Origin of the sequence: Paenirhizobium cremeum, from assembly GCF_022884085.1 — a bacterium.
Lineage (GTDB): Bacteria > Pseudomonadota > Alphaproteobacteria > Rhizobiales > Rhizobiaceae > Allorhizobium > Allorhizobium cremeum.
The window spans coordinates 256,567-273,174 of record NZ_JAGGCS010000002.1; the positions used below are offsets into that span (position 1 = coordinate 256,567).

The window sequence follows — 16,608 nt, forward strand, 5'->3', positions numbered from 1 at the left end:
CCCTTCTCCCCATCGGGGAGAAGTGCCGAGCGCATGCGAGGCGATGAGGAGGCGGCAGGCTCGGCCCCCTCATCCGCCCTTCGGGCACCTTCTCCCCGCTGGGGAGAAGGGGATTTCTAGCGGCCGCCGATCACGCCGATATAGTCGGACACCCAGCGGTGATAGGGCACGCACTCGCCCTGGCTTTCGCACTTCGAGGTCGGCGTCTTCCAGAACTTGATCTTGTCGAAGTCGTTATAGCCGTTGGTAGCGCAGCCTTCGTCGGTCAGCAGTTCATTGCCCTTGCAGGCGGCGCCGACGGAGGGGTTTGCACCGAACCAGGCGGAGACGTCGCCCTGCACCTTGGGCGAGAGCGAATGCTCCATCCACATGTAGGCGCAGTTCGGGTGTTCGCTGTCGACATGCAGCATGGTGGTGTCGGCCCAGCCGGTGACGCCCTCTTCCGGGAAGGTGGAGGCGATCTTGGCGCCTTCCGACTTCATCAGGTTGACCTGGAAAGGCCACGAACCGGAGGCGACGACGCCTTCGTTCTTGAAGTCGTCGATCTGGATCATGGCGTCGTGCCAGTAGCGGCCGACGAGCTGGCGCTGGCCGCGCAGCAAATCGAGAGCCGCCTTGTACTGGTCCTCGTTCAGCTCGTAGGGGTCCTTGATGCCGAGTTCGGGCTTGTGCTTCATCAGGTAGAGAGCGGCGTCGGCGACGTAGATCGGGCCGTCATAAGCCTGCACGCGGCCCTTGTTGGACTTGCCGTCGGGAAGGGTCATTTCCTCGAAGACAACCTTCCAGCTCGTCGGCGCCTGATCCTTGAAGGCTTCGGTATTGTACATCAGCACGTTCGGACCCCAGACATAGGGAACGCCGTAATGCACGCCGTTGACCGTGTGCCAGGCGGCGTTCTGCAGATGCTCGTCGACGGTCTTCCAGGAGGGGATGAGGTCGGTGTTGATCGGCTGGACGCGTTTTCCCGCGACGAGGCGGAGAGAGGCGTCGCCCGACGCCGTCACGAGGTCGAAGCCGCCTTCGTTCATCAGCGCGACCATTTCATCCGAGGTCGCGGCCGTCTTGACGGTTACCTTGCAGCCGGTGTCGGCCTCGAACTTGGTGACCCAGTCGTAATTCTTGTCGGTTTCGCCGCGCTCGATGTAACCGGCCCAGGCAACGATGGAGAGCGCACCTTCGCCCTTGCCGAGTTCCTTCAGGGGCTCCTGGGCGACGGAAGCAGTGGCAAAGCTGAAGACGGCCGTGATGGCCGTGCAGGACTGCAAAAATTTCTTCATGGCAATTTCTCCCGGTTCGGGGCCGCCTTATCGCGGCGTTTGTTCCCGAATAGAAAGGTGACGCGAAATCGCCGCATTCGCAAATTCATTTGTCAGAAAGCCGTTATCGGTTTTTCCGAATGGTCGGGGACAGGCATCCCTCCCCAACCCCTCTCCACAAGAGGGAGGGGCTTTTCCGCGCATGCGGCGGCAGATTTGCGGCAGAACGGTCCCAAGGGTGCTCTCCCCCCCTTGCGGGGAGATGGCCGGCAGGCCAGAGGGGGATTCCACCAAGATATGAGATTAACGTCCCCGGCCGCTTCTGAGCGCCTCGGCGATGCCGACGAAGTCGCGGGCGGCCTGGGGCAGGCTCGAGCCCTTGCGCCAGACCATGCCGACCTGGACGACGGGGAGCGCGCCGGAGACGTCGCGGCTTTCGATGCGGTCGCCTTCCAGCGACCAGGGGCGGTAGACGAGGTCCGGAAGCAGGGCGACGCCCGCGCCGGTTGCGACGAGGCTGCGGACCGCTTCCACCGAGCGGGTCCGGAAGGCGACATGCGGGCGGGCGCCGAGCGCCGAGAGCAGCTTTCCGGTATTCTCCTCGATTTCGTCGACCGTCAGCATGATGAGCGGTTCGCGAGCGATATCGGCAACCGAGATGATGTCGGCCGAGACGAGCGGATGGCCCATGGGCAGCCAGAGGCGGTAGGGCGAGGTCTCCAGGATTTCCGCCTGCAGCGCCATGCGGTCGCGCAGGTTGGAAATGACCATCACCGCGACATCCAGTTCGCCACCGATCAGCAGGTGCTCGAGATAGGAGCCGTTGTCCTCGATTGCCGAGACCTCGACGCCGGGGCAGGCGCGGCGATAGCGCGCCAAAAGGTCGGACAGCACGTAGCCGGCAACCAGCGAGGTGACGCCGATATTGAGCGTGCCGCCGGTATTCTCCTGGGTTTCCGAAAAGGCGTTGCGGGCATCCGAGACCGTGGCGAGAATTTTCGTCGCATGGCGCAGGAACTGGTGGCCGTTATGGGTGATCGACAGGCCACGCGGATGACGCTCGAACAGTTCCACGCCAAGATCGCCCTCCAGTTCCTTGATCGCTTCGGTGATCGAGGATTGGGAAATGGAGAGGTTCTGGGCGGCGCGCGTTACCGAGCCCTGTTCGGCAACGGCGATGAAATACTGCAATTGGCGAAGGGTGAAGGCCATGACCGTTTAGACCACGCTGCGCGAAGCGCCGCAAGCGCGCCGGCAAACCGTCATTCCCGCAAGGCAGCCTTGCAAAGATGCAGCTTTGCAAATGTCAGGATGTCGATAATATGATAGCCTCTCCTATTGCGCTCCCTGCGCCTTTCCCGACTGCTGTAACGATGAAATCCACGCCGCTCGGCTATCTTTTTGCCTTTACGGCCTTCACCGTTTTCGCCGTACAGGACGGGATCTCGAAGCATCTCGGCGAAAGTTATTCGCCCGTCGTGGTGGCGGTGGTGCGGTATTGGGCCTTCGCCGCCTTTGCACTGTTTCTCGCCTTCCGTGCCAAAGGGGGGCTCAGGGCGGCGGTCAGGACGAAGCGGCCTGTCCTGCAGATCATGCGTGGTCTGCTCCTCGGCGGACAGATCCTCATATCGGTTGCCGCCTTTCATTATGCGGGGCTTGCCCAGTCCCAGGCGCTCTTCGCATCGGCGCCGATCTTTGTCGCGCTGCTTTCGGTGCCGCTGCTCGGGGAGAAGGTGGGATGGCGACGCTGGACCGCCATCGGCGTCGGTCTCTGCGGCGTGCTGCTGATCCTGTCGCCCGGGCCGGACGGTTTCAACGAATATGTCATCCTGCCGCTGATGTGCGCGCTTTTCGGCGCGGTCTACGGCATCCTCACCCGGCTCGTCAGCCGGGTGGACCAGCCGGTGACCAGCTTCTTTTACATGTGCATGGTGGGCTATGTCGGCGCCAATGCCATGGCGCCGGCCTTCTTCACGCCAATCGCGGCGAAGGACTGGGGCTGGATGCTGGCGCTGTGTTGCACGGGCATCGTCGGCCATTTTTCGCTCATCAAGGCCTATGACAATCTAAGCGCCGTCGTGCTGCAGCCGATCGCCTATTGGCAGCTGGTGCTCGGCTCTGCCATTGCCGTCGTTGTGTTCGGTGAAACACTCCGGTTCAACATGGTTCTCGGTTCGCTGATCGTCGTCGGCGCCGGGATCTTTACCGTCTGGCGGGAACAGGTCGTCGCCCGGAGAAGGGCCGCGGAGGCATCGGCCGGAGAGTGATCTCAACTCCGCCGGCAGGGTCATGCTTGGAACGGCCATTTTTGGTCTTACGTCCAATTCTACTGAAGCCATTGTTGACCTCTTCCTAACGTTACTCAAAAACGGAGCGTAAGATTCTGTTTATATATTCGAAGTTGTTGATTTAATGCGCCCTCTTTCCAGCGCGGATTAACGCTTCGGGGGAGGCCGCACGTGAAATCCGCCCGTCATCTCCGGCTTTGCCGGCTGTCTTCAACGAGCGTGCTGGCTCTGTCGCTTGCCTGTGGTTTTTCGGCGGTCGCGCATGCGGATTCGGTCTATTGGTCGGGTGCGGCGGGCAATAACGACTGGTTCGACAACAGCAACTGGGTCTGGGGTGGACATACACCGGCCGCGGGCGATACCGCGCAGATCGACGGCACGGGCGTTCTCATCGACGGTGCGGGCGGTTATGCAGGAAACCTCCTCGTCGGTATCAGTTCCACGGCTGACCTGACCGTTCAGGACGATCTGACGACAACGTCCGTGTCGCTCGGCTGGAATGCCGGTTCCCAGGGAACGATTACGGTCACGGGCAGCGGCAACGTCTGGAACAATTCCTCTTCGATCACTGTCGGCAATGACGGAACGGGCTTCATCAATATTCTGGACGGGGCGGAGGTCGCTTCCGGTTCGTTCTATATCGGCGGAGGCCCCACCGGCACGGGAACCGTCACCCTTCAGGACAATTCCAAGCTCTTCGCCACCGGGGATCTTTATGTCGGCTATGGCGGCGATCCCGTGGATGGCGCGGACGGGCATCTCTATATCTATTCCGGCTCGGATGCGACGAGCGTGAACGGCGTTATCGCGGATGGCCTGAATACCACGGGTGCCGTGCTCGTGGATGGCGTGGGGTCAACCTGGAACAATGTCTCCCTCCTGATGGTGGGCGGCGGTGGAGTGGGTACGCTCGACATCGTCAATGGCGGTTATGTTCACAGCGGCAGCGCCACCATCGCCAATCTGGCGACAGCCTCCGGCAGCACCGTCACCGTGGACGGCGTGGGCAGCGAGTGGTCGATCGACACGTCGCTCGTCGTTGGCGGCAGCACCGAGGGACATCTCGATATCACGAATGGCGGCGTCGTTGGAGCGTCGACCGCCGCGCTTGGTTATGCGAGCGGCGGAAACGGTCATGTCTCGGTGGCCGGCGCGAACAGTTCGTGGACGGTCACGAACGATCTTTACGTCGGGCTGGACGGGACGGGCGATGTCTCCATCGAAGCTTCCGGACTTGTGGAAGCCGGAGCCGTTTATCTCGGTTACGCGAGCGCTGCCGTTGGCGCCATTACCGTCGACGATGCCGTCCTGAACGTCACCGATCGCATCGGCGTCGGCTATGACGGCACCGGCACGTTGACAGTTCGGGATGGCGGCACGGTACATTCGGATGGCGCCATCCTCGGCTGGAACGCGACGGGCCAGGGCACCGCCTCGGTGAGCGGAACCGGCAGCCGCTGGGAAAACACGGATACGCTCTATGTCGGCAATCTCGGCGACGGTTTCCTGACGATTGCCGCCGGTGGCGTCGTCACCAGCACGGACGGTTATGTCGGCACTGAAAACGGCTCCGACAGCGAGGCGACGGTGACGGGCGCGGGTTCGTCCTGGGAGATGAGCGGCGCGTTCCTCGTCGGCCACAATACCGGTTCGCAAGGCACGGTGACCGTTTCCGCCGGCGGCTCCATCAGTGCGCTTCAGGGCATTCTGGGCGATCTTGCCGGTTCGGTCGGTACGATGACTGTCACGGGAGCAGGCTCGACATGGTCCGCACTCGTCGATTCCTCCGTGCTCTATTCGGGCGATCTCAATGTCGGCCGCTTCGGGACGGGTTATCTGACCGTCAGCGATGGCGGTTCCGTTATCGGCAATCGCCTGCATATCGGTAATGAAGCCGGCTCCTCCGGCACCGTTGTCGTATCGGGTGCCGGCTCGAATCTTACGATCGCAGGGCGGCTTTCGGTCGGTATCGAGGGGGATGGCGTGTTGACGGTGGCGAACGGCGCGACTGTCAGTGCGGACCGGATCGTGATCGCGGACGACGCGGCATCGAGCGGCACAATCAATATCGGCGCGGCAAGGGGGCAGTCCGCCTCCGCTGCCGGCACGATCGATAGCGCGACCGTGGTCTTCGGCGACGGTGACGGCGAAATCGTCTTCAATCACACGGGCAGCAGCTATGCCTTCGCCTCCGATGTGGAGGGGGCGGGAACCCTGTCCTTCCTCTCCGGCCTGACCCTGCTGACCGGCGACTATTCCGCTTTCACCGGAGACCTGAGCATCGAGGGCGGTCTGGTCTCGGTGAATAGCTCGACGCTGACGGCCGTCGCCAACGTTCTCTCGGGTGCCACGCTCGGCGGTTCCGGCACGCTCGGCAACGTGGCTGTCGCAAGCGGCGGTACGGTTGCGCCCGGCAATTCGATCGGCACGCTGACGGTTGCCAATATCAGCTTCGCCTCGGGCTCCATCTATTCCGTCGAGATAGACAATACCGGCCGCAGCGACCTTCTGCATGCGACGGGCACGGCCACGATCAGTTCCGGCGCCAGTGTCTACTTCGGTCCGGAAAATGGAACGGACGACGGCAGTACCTATTCTGTCGGCACGGTCTATACGATCCTGACGGCAGATGGCGGGGTGTCCGGCACCTTCGGCTCGATCTCGGACGGCTTCGTCTTCCTCGATGGCACGCTGGTCTACGATGCCAACAACATCTACCTGACGCTGTCGCGCAACAATACGAGCTTTGCGAGTCTTGGGCAGACCCGCAACCAGATCGCCGTCGGTACAGCGCTCGACAGCATGGCGAGCGGCGATCCGGTGCAGAGCGTCGTGGCGGGCCTCGGTGAAAGCGCCGTCCGCCCGGCCTATGATGCGCTGTCGGGCGAAATCCATGCTTCCGCCAAGGGCATGCTGGTCGATGACAGCCGCTTTGTCCGCGATGGCTTGAACGCCCGACTTCTTGCCGGCGAGACAACGGGAGAGCGCGGTTTCTGGATGTCCTCCTTCGGCTCCTGGGCGAAGGCGGATGGTGACGGCAACGCGGCCTCTCTCGAACACAATATCGGGGGCTTCCTCGGCGGGGCTGACACCGTGTTGCTCGATGACTGGCGTCTCGGTTTCGCCGGCGGCTACAGCCGGACCAGCTTCGATGTGGATGGTCGCAATTCGTCTGGAACGTCGGACAATTATTCCCTCGGCGTCTATGGCGGCCGCTCGCTCGGCGCGTTCGATCTGAGGTTCGGCGGGGCCTATACCTGGCACCGGATCTCGACAGACCGCTCCGTCGACATCGGCAGCTTCAGCGAGGATCTCGATGCCGATTACAATGCTTCGACCGCGCAGTTCTTCGGCGAGGCAAGCTACGGCATAGACACGGGCATCGGCCATTTCTCGCCGTTCGCGGGCCTTGCGCATGTGCTGCTGCACACGGATGACATGTCCGAGACGGGCGGTGATGCGGCGATTTCCGCCGCCGGCGACGACTACGCCGTGACCTATTCGACGCTTGGTCTCAGGGCTTCAACCCCGATTGAACTCGGCGGCACCGCCATCGGCCTGCAGGGCATGGTCGGCTGGCGCCATGCGTTCGGCGATGCGACGACGACCTCGGAACACGCCTTTGCGACGGGCGATGCCTTTACTGTTGCCGGTACGCCGATTGCGCGCGATGTCGCGGTCTTCGAGGCCGGCCTTTCCGTTTCTCTGTCCAAGACGGCGACCTTCGGGGTTTCCTATGCCGGTCAGGCCGGCGGCGGCGATTGGGAACAGCAGCTCAAGGGCCGCTTCGACGTTCGGTTCTGACGAGGCCGATTTCAGCCTGTCGGCGGTCCGGGTTCCTGCGGCTCCGGGACGCCTGCTCCCAACAAGGCTTCCATCGCCGCGATGACGCGGCGATGCTGGTGCGCATGGCGTGTCCGAACACCGGTCGCGGCATAGACCGTCTGCGGGATTGGCGCGACGTCCTCGACGATAAAAGCGATGCCGGCGCGATGTAACCCGTCAGCCGTGGTTTTCGTCACGAAAGCGCCGCCGCCGAGGCTTTTCAGCATGCCCGTTATTGTGACGTTCTGGCCGGAAGACAAAGCCGTGGCCGCAAGTTGCGGCAGGGCCAGCCGGTGCGCCCTGTCAAAGGCCGGGGAATAATTCGCACCGATGTAGTTGTCCCGGGTGAGGTCGCCCACCTTCGATGACAGGGTGCTGACCAGCACATAGGTCATTTCGCCGATCCGCTCATAATGCAGGTCGGGCAGGAAGTGGGGCGTGTAGAGGATCGCAAGATCGAGATCGCCGCTGGCAAGATCCCGGTTCATCTGGTTCGAATAGTCTGCCTCGATATAGATCGAGGTTCCCGGCAGCTCGGCGCGGATCGCCCTCAGCCATGGACCGGCGAGTTCTTCGGCGACATCCTGCTGGACGCCGATGCGCATGGCGTGTTCGTAGGCGCCGGCGCTTTCGACCGTCCGGGCCGCCTCGTGCCATTGACGTTGAAGAGCGCGCGCGTGATCGAGGAAACGCAGGCCAGCCGGCGTCGGCGCGGTGCCGCCCTTGTTGCGGGTAAAGAGCGAACGGCCAAGGGCTGCCTCCAGCGCCTTGATGCGATGGGATACCGTCGACTGCCTGAGGTTCATGCGCTCGGCGGTGCGGTTGAAGCTGCGTGTCTCCATCAGGTCGAGATAGGTTTCGATCAGCTCGATCTGCACGTGGCCGCTCCGCTTGGACTCAGGTTTCTTGCGCCATTTGCCGAAGGTCCGAGAGGCCCCGGGGTGGATGCGCGCGGAAGTCGACGCCATAGACGCGGCTGGCGAAATGGTCGCGGACACGGGTGATCTGGGAGGCCTCGCCTGTAATCCTCGACCTCAACAGTGGATCGCGGGTGTCGGCAATTGCCATCGACTTGTTGATAACCCAGCCATATGGCTCGATACCGGCACGGCGCAAATCGTCCTGCAATGCGCCGGCCTCGGAGACCGGAGTGGTTTCCGGTAGCGTGACGAGGATAACCTTGGTGTAGCCGGGGTCCTGCAGGCGCATCAACGGGGTGACCATCCGTCCGGGGGTATCGGGATCGAGATGGCGGGTCATCTGGCGATGATACGCGCCGGTGGCATCCAGCAGCAGAAGCGTATGGCCCGTCGGCGCAGTATCGATGACGACGAAATTGCCCCGCGCTTCCCCGACGATGCGGGAAAATGCATGAAACACCGCCACCTCCTCCGTACAGGGCGAGGCGAGGTCTTCGCGCAGGAGCGCCCTGCCTTCGTCATCCAGATCGCGACCGCGCGTCGACATGATCTTGGCAATGTACCGCTCCGTCTCGACCTCGGGGTCTATCCGGTCGACCGTCAGGCCGGGCATGGTTTCGGCGCCGACGACGAAGGAAAGATGGGCGGCGGGATCGGTGGTCGTCAGATGGACGGAATGACCTTTTGCCGCGATGCCGGCGGCAAGGGCCGCGGCAATCGTGGTCTTGCCGACGCCACCCTTGCCCATCACCATGACCAGCCCCTTGCCGCTTGCGGCGATCTCGTCCACCAGTGTCGACAGTCGTGGCAGGTCCGGTGCGGCAAGCGGTGGCAGGTTTTCCATGCGCGGATCGGCGGGTGGGGATAGCAAGGCGCGCAGGGCTGGCAGGCCGACCATGTCGAAGGGCAAAAGCGGGATTTCGTCGCGCGGCAGGCCGGCGAGCGAAGCCGGTATTTCGGAAAGCGCCGATGTCTGTTCGGCTGCGAAGGCGATGGCGATCCTGTCTTCCGGCTCCGTCGGCGTGAACCGGCCATTGACGGCGAGCATCTGATTGGAGAGGCCGAGTTCGGCGAGTTCTCCTGCGGTACGCGCCGCTTCCCGAATGGCGCCGCGGTCCGGGCGCGTGACGAGCACGATGGTGGTGCGCGCGGGGTCCGCGAGACAATCGAGCGCCGCGCGAAAACGTGTCTCCTGCATCTTGAGGCCCGAATGCGGCCCGAGGCAGGATGCGCCACGCTCATTGGCTTCGAGAAAGCCTGTCCAGGCCTTGGGAAGACTGAGGAGCCGCAGGGTGTGACCGGTTGGAGCCGTATCGAAGACGATGTGATCGAAGTCGCTCGCGTCTCCGGTCAGAAGTCCCACGAATTCGTCGAAGGCGGCAATCTCGGTGGTGCAGGCACCGGACAGCTGTTCCCGAACGGTGGCTTTGTCGCTTGCGCTTGCAGAGGGAGCCATCTGTTCGAGAACGCGGCTGCGGTAATCCTCCGCCGCCGTTTCCGGATCGATGTTCATGGCCGACAGTCCCGGAATGCCGGGCACCGACCGTGGTTCGTCGGTAAGCGTCGTGCCGAGCATTTCATCGAGGTTAGAGGCCGGGTCGGTACTCACCAGCAGAACCTTGAGACCGCGATCAGCCAGTGCGATAGCCACGGCGCAGCTCAGGGACGTTTTGCCGACGCCGCCCTTGCCCGTGAAGAAAAGGTGGCGATTGGGTCTGTTCAACAGCGTCAGTCGTTCCATCTGCTCTTCCCCGATTTCTGCAGTGCATCCAGCCTACGGCATCGACCGCTGTCGCGACTTGATCTGTGGCAAGCAATCTAATCGAATTCTTCGATCAATAAAGCGAAATACGCTCGCTTGATGAATGTCATTTCCTTCTGCAAGCTCACGCCAAAACAAGAGGGGAATACGGATGTCTCAACTGCCCGGCTCGGCACGTGTCGTCATCATCGGGGGCGGGGTCGTGGGGGCTTCCTCGCTCTATCATCTGGCGAAGGCCGGATGGACGGATTGCGTGCTTCTGGAAAAGAACGAGCTGACGGCGGGCTCGACCTGGCATGCTGCCGGCAATGTGCCGACCTTTTCCTCCTCATGGTCGATCATGAACATGCAGCGCTATTCGACCGAGCTTTACGCGAAGCTCGGCGGGCTGGTCGATTATCCGATGAACTATCACGTCACGGGATCGCTCAGGATCGGTCACACGAAGGAGCGCCTGCAGGAGTTCAGGCGCGTCGTCGGCATGGGCCGCTATCAGGGCATGGACCTCGACATCATGTCGCCGGACGAGATGCGGTCGAAATATCCGTTCCTCGAAACCCATGACCTGACGGGAGCGCTTTACGATCCCTATGACGGCGATATCGATCCGGCCCAGTTGACCCAGGCGCTGGCGAAGGGCGCGCGCGACATGGGGGCGAAGATCATCCGCTTCTGTCCCGTCACGGCGGCGCGTCGGGAAAACGGCGAGTGGGTGTTGACGACGCCACTTGGCGAGATCCGCTGCGAATATGTCGTCAACGCCGCCGGCTACTATGCGCGCGAGGTCGGCAAGCTGTTCGGCCGTGACGTGCCGATGATGGTGATGAGCCATCAGTACATGCTGTTCGACACCATTCCCGAACTGGAGGCATGGTCGAAGGAGGCGGGCCACAAGCTGCCGCTGCTGCGCGATGTCGACAGTTCCTATTATCTCCGGCAGGAAAAATACGGCATGAACCTCGGGCCTTACGAAAAGGCCTGCCGGGCGCATTGGGTGACGAAGGACGACCCGATGCCGGAGGACTTTTCCTTCCAGCTCTTCCCAGACGATCTGGAGCGGCTGGAATGGTATCTCAACGATGCCGTCGAGCGCGTACCGATCCTCGGCACGGCGGGGCTTTCCAGGATTATTAACGGTCCCATTCCCTACGCGCCGGATGGCAATCCGCTGATCGGGCCGATGCCGGGCGTGCCGAATGCCTTCGAGGCTTGCGTCTTTACCTTCGGCATCTGCCAGGCGGGCGGGGCCGGCAAGGTGCTGGCCGAATGGGTCAGCGCGGGCGAGACCGAATGGGACATGTGGTCCTGCGATCCGCGCCGCTACACCTCCTTCGCGTCCGATCCGGATTATTGCGTCGCCAAGGGCATGGAAATCTATGGCCATGAATATGCGATGCATTTCCCGAGACACTACTGGCCGGCGGGGCGCAATCGCAAGCTCTCCCCGATTCATGACCGGATCGCGGCGCTCGGTGCGCAGTTCAAGCCCTATAACGGCTGGGAGCGGGCGATGTGGTATGCGAAACCCGGCGACGATATCTCCGAAGAGGCAACGCAGACCTGGGATCGCAAGGGGCCGTGGAGCCCGCGGATCGAGGAGGAGTGTTTGGCGGTGCGTGACGCGGCTGGCATTCTCGATCTGCCGGGCTTTTCCCGCTACCGGGTGAAGGGCAAGGGCGCGCACGAATGGCTTTCCTCCATCATCACCGGCCGCGTGCCCAAGCCGGGGCGGATCGGGCTTGCCTATTTCGCCGACGACAAGGGCCGGATCGTCACGGAGATGTCGGTGATGGCGATCGAGGAGGATTTCTTCTTCCTCATCACGGCTGCGACCGCCCAGTGGCATGATTACGAATGGCTCCTGAAGCTGAAGCCGGCCGATGCCGCTTTCGTCATCGAGGATGTGACCGAGGCCTTTTCCTGCCAGATCCTGACCGGGCCCCATTCCCGCGCGATCCTCGCCGATGTCACGGACGCCGATCTTTCCCGTCCATGGCTCACGCATCAGTCGGCGCAGATCGGTGGGCGCTGGTGCCAGCTTGTGCGCGTTTCCTTCGCCGGTGAACTCGGATGGGAGATCCACACCAAGATTGAGGATACGCCCGATGTCTTCGACGCGGTCTGGATGGCGGGAAAGAGCCACGGGCTGAAACCCTTCGGCATGGAGGCGCTGGACTGCCTTCGGGTGGAGAAGGGTTATCGCGCCTGGAAGGGCGATCTTTCGACCGACTACACCGTGCTGCAGGGCGGGCTAGACCGTTTCATCGACTGGTCGAAGCCGGATTTCAAGGGCCGGGCGGCGCTTCTGGCCGAGAAGCAGCGGGGCGTATCGAAGCGTTTCGTGACACTTGTCGTCGAGGCTGATGATTGCGACGCGCCCTATATGTCGACGCTCTGGCATGGCGGAAAGGTGGTCGGCGAGACGACCTCGGGCAATTGGGGTTACCGGGTCGGCAAGTCCATCGCGCTCGGCATGTTGCGTGCCGATCTCTGTGAGCCCGGCACCGAGGTCGAGGTGGAGATTTTCGGAGACAGGTTCAACGCGGTCGTGCAGCCCGATCAGGCGGTCTGGGATGCATCGAACGAGAGGCTGAAGGCATGAGCAACACCACTTCCCTGAAGCCTGTCCCGTCCAGGGCGCGGGCCGTCATCATCGGCGGCGGCGTATCCGGCTGTTCGGTTGCCTATCACCTTGCCAAGCTCGGCTGGACCGATGTGGTGCTTCTGGAGCGCAAGCAGCTGACATCCGGCACCACCTGGCATGCCGCCGGCCTGATCGGCCAGCTTCGCGGCAGCCAGAACATGACGCGGCTCGCGAAATATTCGCGCGATCTCTACGTGCGGCTCGAGGCGGAGACGGGCATCGGCACGGGCATGAAGCAGAACGGTTCGATCACCGTCGCGCTGACGGACGAACGGCGCGAGGAGATCTACCGGCAGGCATCGCTGGCGCGGGCGTTCAATGTCGATGTGCAGGAAATCGATCCGGCGCGGGTGAAGGAGCTTTATCCTTATCTCAACGTCTCGGATGTGAAGGCGGCGGTGCATCTGCCGCTCGACGGCCAGTGCGATCCGGCCAATATCGCCATGGCGCTGGCAAAGGGCGCCCGGCAGCACGGTGCGACGGTCATCGAAGGCGTCAAGGTCCTCGATGTCCTGACGAAGGACGGCCGCGTGACGGGTGTCGTCTGCGAGCAGGCGGGTGAGCGCCATGTGATCGAGACCGAAAACGTGGTCAATGCCGCGGGCATGTGGGGCCGCAATCTCGCGGCCCAATCCGGTGTGACTGTGCCGCTGCATGCGGCCGAGCATTTCTATATCGTCACCGAGCCGGTGCCGGGGCTCAAACAGCTTCCGGTGCTGCGCGTGCCGGACGAGCAGGCCTATTACAAGGAGGACGCCGGCAAGATGCTGCTCGGCGCCTTCGAACTGAAGGCCAAGCCCTGGGGCATGGATGGAATCTCCGAGGATTTCTGTTTCGACCAGCTTCCCGACGATTTCGATCACTTCCAGCCCATCCTCGAAATGGCGGTGAGGCGCATGCCGATGCTGGAGACGGCCGGCATCCATACCTTCTTCTGCGGACCGGAAAGCTTCACGCCCGACGACCGCTATTATCTCGGCGAAGCGCCGGAGCTGAAGGGATACTGGGTGGCAGCCGGCTACAACTCCATCGGCATCGTCTCCTCCGGCGGGGCCGGCATGGCGTTGGCCCAGTGGATGAACGACGGCGAGCCGCCCTTCGATCTCTGGGAGGTCGATATCCGCCGCGCGCAACCGTTCCAGAAGAACCGGGTCTATCTGCAGGAGCGTGTCACCGAGACGCTCGGCCTGCTTTATGCCGACCATTTTCCCTACCGGCAGATGGCAACGGCCCGCGGCGTGCGCCGCTCGCCGATCCATGAGCATCTGAAGAAGCGCGGCGCCGTCTTCGGCGAGGTGGCGGGCTGGGAAAGGGCGAACTGGTTTGCCGGGCTCGGCCAGGAAAAGGAATATCGCTACAGCTGGAAGCGGCAGAACTGGTTCGACAACCAGCGCGCCGAACACATGGCGGTGCGCGAAGGCGTCGGCCTGTTCGACATGACGTCTTTCGGCAAGATCCGGGTGGAGGGCCGCGATGCGCTTGCTTTCCTGCAGCGGCTCTGCGCCAATCAGATGGACGTCGAGGCGGGCCGGATTGTTTATACGCAGATGCTCAATGGCCGTGGCGGGATCGAAAGCGACCTGACGGTGACACGTCTTTCGGAGACAGCCTTTTTCCTCGTCGTTCCGGGCGCGACGCTCCAGCGCGACCTTGCCTGGCTGCGCAAGAACCTTCTGCCAGACGAGTTCGTGGTGGTGACCGATGTTAGCGCCGCGGAAAGCGTTTTCTGCATCATGGGGCCGAAATCGCGCGAACTGCTCAACAAGGTTAGTCCGAGCGATTTCTCCAATGCGGCCCATCCGTTCGGTTCGGCCCGCGAGATCGAGATCGGTTACGGCCTCGCCCGCGCCCATCGCGTCACCTATGTCGGCGAACTGGGCTGGGAGCTTTACGTCTCGTCGGACCAGGCGGCGCATGTCTTCGAGACGCTGGAACAGGCCGGCGAGGAAATCGGGCTGAAACTGTGCGGTCTGCACGCGCTCGATAGCTGCCGTATCGAAAAGGCGTTCCGCCATTTCGGACATGACATCACCGACGAGGACCATGTGCTGGAGGCGGGGCTGGGCTTTGCGGTGAAGACCGGCAAGGGCGATTTCATCGGCCGGGATGCCGTCTTGAGAAAGCAGGAGGAGGGTTTGAAGCGTCGGCTCGTGCAGTTGCGCCTCACCGATCCGGAACCGCTGGTCTTTCACAACGAAGCGCTGGTGCGCGATGGCAGGATCGTCGGAACCATTACGTCGGGCAATTACGGCCATTTTCTCCAAGGCGCGATCGGCCTCGGCTATGTGCCCTGCGAGGGCGAGAGCGCAGCCGACGTTCTGGCGTCGAAATACGAGATCGAGATCGCCGGGGAACGGTTCGCGGCGGAGGCTTCGTTTGCGCCGCTATACGACCCCAAGGCGGAACGGGTGAAGATGTGAGCGTGGGGTGCAAACTCCAATAGAAATTCCGGGTTCCACCAAGGAGGCAAATGCAATGCTGGCGGGCGATCTGAAGAACGACACAGTGGTGGCAGACCCCATCGACAGGCTCGTTTCCGCATACCGACCGGGCTACGCGCTGGAGCGTCCGTTCTATCTCGATCCCGCGATCTTCGAGCGGGATATGGAACGGGTGTTCTTCCGTCATTGGCACTGTCTGGCGCATGAGAGCATCATTCCCGATCCCGGCGATTTCGAGGTTTTCAAGCTTGGCTCTGAAGCGGTGATCCTGACGCGCGGGGCGGATGGCGGCGTGCATGCGCTGCTCAATCTCTGCCGCCATCGCGGGGCGGAGGTCTGCACGAAGGAGAAGGGCAATGCCAAGGCCTTCGTCTGTCCCTATCACGCCTGGACCTACGGCAATGACGGTGCGCTCAAGGCCGCGCGGCTGATGCCGAAGGACTTCGACCGGCAGGCGCATGGGCTGAAGAAGGCGCATGTGCGGGTGGTCGAGGGGCTGGTGTTCATTTCCTTTGCGAAGGAACCACTCGATTTCAGCGAGGTCGAGGCATTGCTGCACGCGACCTGCGGCCAGTATGGCTGGGCCAATGCAAAGGTGGCGCACCGGCAGAGCTATGCGATCGACGCGAACTGGAAGCTCGCTGTCGAAAACTATGTCGAGTGCTACCATTGCGGCCCGGCCCATCCGGAATATTCGGAGACGCATGCGCTGGAACAGCCACTGCATCTGATCGAGGAGCTGAACGCCGCCATGGAGGCGCGGACCTGCGCGCTCGGCATCGAGATCGGGTCGGGCAATCACTGGCAGTCTTCAGCTGGCGGCAAGGAAACGATCCATGCCTTCCGCTATGCCCTCTATGACGGCGTGAAAACCGGCAGCAAGGACGGTCAGCCGCTCAGCACCCTGATGGGACGTTTCACCGATTTCGACGGCGGCGTCACCTCGATCCATCTCGGCGGCACGAGCTTCCTCGTCTGCTATGCCGACCACGGCATGATCTACCGCTTCATCCCGAAGACGGTCGATACCTGCGAAATGGAGTTGATCTGGCTGGTCGATGGCAAGGCGGAGGCGGGCGTCGACTACGACTTCGAAAAGCTTACCTGGCTCTGGCGCGTGACGACCGACGAGGACAAGGCGATCATCGAACACACCGCGCGCGGCGTGCGCTCGCATTTCTACGAGCCCGGGCCGATTGCGCCGATGGAGCAGAACGAACTGCGCTACATCAACTGGTATCTCGAGGAGATCAGCCGTCCGTGACGGCGGCTCGGGCGGACGAGAAGGGGTGTTGTTGAAGTCGACGCATCTTTTCCCGTCATGCCGGATTTAGTCCGGCATCCAGCAGCGCGATGTCCATCGCGCGTAAGAGCCTTTTGCGATCAAGGACTTGATCGCGCTGGATCCCGGCTCAGGGCCGGGATGACGGCGATGAGGATTGTGGCGTCGATCACAGGAACCATCGGTAAAG

Annotated in this window: 9 protein-coding genes; 5 read left to right on the plus strand and 4 right to left on the minus strand. The window is 62.7% G+C overall.

Annotation, left to right across the window (positions count from 1 at the left end):
• Positions 1–116: 116 nt before the first annotated feature.
• Positions 117–1,277, minus strand: coding sequence for an ABC transporter substrate-binding protein (locus J5N58_RS04695; RefSeq protein ID WP_112829341.1), 1,161 nt, complete (start codon positions 1,275–1,277; stop codon positions 117–119).
• A 282-nt stretch (positions 1,278–1,559) separates the two neighbouring features.
• Positions 1,560–2,468 (minus strand): LysR family transcriptional regulator, encoded by a 909-nt coding sequence (locus J5N58_RS04700; protein WP_112829342.1) that lies wholly within the window; start codon positions 2,466–2,468, stop codon positions 1,560–1,562.
• A gap of 110 nt (positions 2,469–2,578) precedes the next feature.
• Here J5N58_RS04700 and J5N58_RS04705 point away from each other — a divergent pair, with 110 nt between their 5' ends.
• Positions 2,579–3,523, plus strand: a complete 945-nt coding sequence (locus J5N58_RS04705; protein WP_342345979.1) for a DMT family transporter — start codon at positions 2,579–2,581, stop codon at positions 3,521–3,523.
• A 192-nt stretch (positions 3,524–3,715) separates the two neighbouring features.
• Entirely contained in the window at positions 3,716–7,348 is a 3,633-nt protein-coding gene (locus J5N58_RS04710) for an autotransporter domain-containing protein (RefSeq protein ID WP_244709879.1), read from the plus strand.
• Positions 7,349–7,359: 11 nt separating this feature from the next.
• On the opposite strand, the gene J5N58_RS04715 is transcribed toward J5N58_RS04710, so the two are convergent.
• Both J5N58_RS04715 and arsA read right to left on the minus strand, forming a co-directional pair.
• Positions 7,360–8,247: a LysR family transcriptional regulator gene (locus J5N58_RS04715; protein WP_244709882.1), complete on the minus strand. Its 888-nt coding sequence runs from the start codon at positions 8,245–8,247 to the stop codon at positions 7,360–7,362.
• Positions 8,248–8,266: 19 nt separating this feature from the next.
• A complete protein-coding gene (gene arsA / locus J5N58_RS04720; RefSeq protein ID WP_113424442.1) occupies positions 8,267–10,030 on the minus strand; it encodes an arsenical pump-driving ATPase in 1,764 nt (587 codons plus the stop codon).
• A gap of 172 nt (positions 10,031–10,202) precedes the next feature.
• Between arsA and J5N58_RS04725 the strand changes: the two genes are divergently transcribed.
• The 3 genes from J5N58_RS04725 to J5N58_RS04735 are packed head-to-tail and all read left to right on the plus strand — an operon-like array spanning position 10,203 to position 16,400.
• Entirely contained in the window at positions 10,203–12,653 is a 2,451-nt protein-coding gene (locus J5N58_RS04725; RefSeq protein WP_244709884.1) for a GcvT family protein, read from the plus strand.
• Positions 12,650–15,115, plus strand: coding sequence for a GcvT family protein (locus J5N58_RS04730; RefSeq protein WP_244709886.1), 2,466 nt, complete (start codon positions 12,650–12,652; stop codon positions 15,113–15,115). Before J5N58_RS04725 ends, J5N58_RS04730 begins: the two co-directional genes overlap by 4 nt.
• Before the next feature lie 55 nt (positions 15,116–15,170).
• Positions 15,171–16,400, plus strand: a complete 1,230-nt coding sequence (locus J5N58_RS04735; protein WP_244709888.1) for an aromatic ring-hydroxylating oxygenase subunit alpha — start codon at positions 15,171–15,173, stop codon at positions 16,398–16,400.
• Positions 16,401–16,608 lie beyond the last annotated feature (208 nt).